The following is a 324-nucleotide window of genomic DNA, read 5'->3' as shown; positions in this document are numbered from 1 at the left end:
ACCACCTTCAACAACACCCAGGGACTGGAATCGAAGGGCAACAACCTGTGGGTGGAGACCTTCGAGTCAGGCACGCCGCGCACCGGAATGCCGGACACCTCCAATCTCGGCAAGATCCTCTACTGCTCTTTCTGCGGCAAGAGCCAGCATGAAGTGCGCAAGCTGATTGCGGGTCCGAGCGTGTTCATCTGCGATGAGTGCGTGGAGCTGTGCAACGACGTGAGTTCCTGGCTTTTTCCGGCCTGGGCCTGGCCGGCCTGCTGCTGCCGCATTCCCGTGCCATCGCCGCCGAGCAGCTGCTGGCGCCGGTCGATACCGCCCAGC

1 pseudogene is annotated in these 324 nt (G+C 63.0%); it reads left to right on the top strand.

Going from position 1 to position 324, the window contains the following annotated elements:
• Positions 1-114: 114 nt before the first annotated feature.
• A pseudogene (locus ABGA94_RS16285) lies at positions 115-220 on the top strand (ClpX C4-type zinc finger protein); the annotation flags it as partial.
• Positions 221-324: the final 104 nt, after the last annotated feature.

The organism is Stenotrophomonas sp. 3diitr2024, assembly GCF_042136455.1.
Taxonomy (GTDB): domain Bacteria; phylum Pseudomonadota; class Gammaproteobacteria; order Xanthomonadales; family Xanthomonadaceae; genus Stenotrophomonas; species Stenotrophomonas sepilia.
This window is presented reverse-complemented; position numbering and strand designations above follow the sequence as displayed.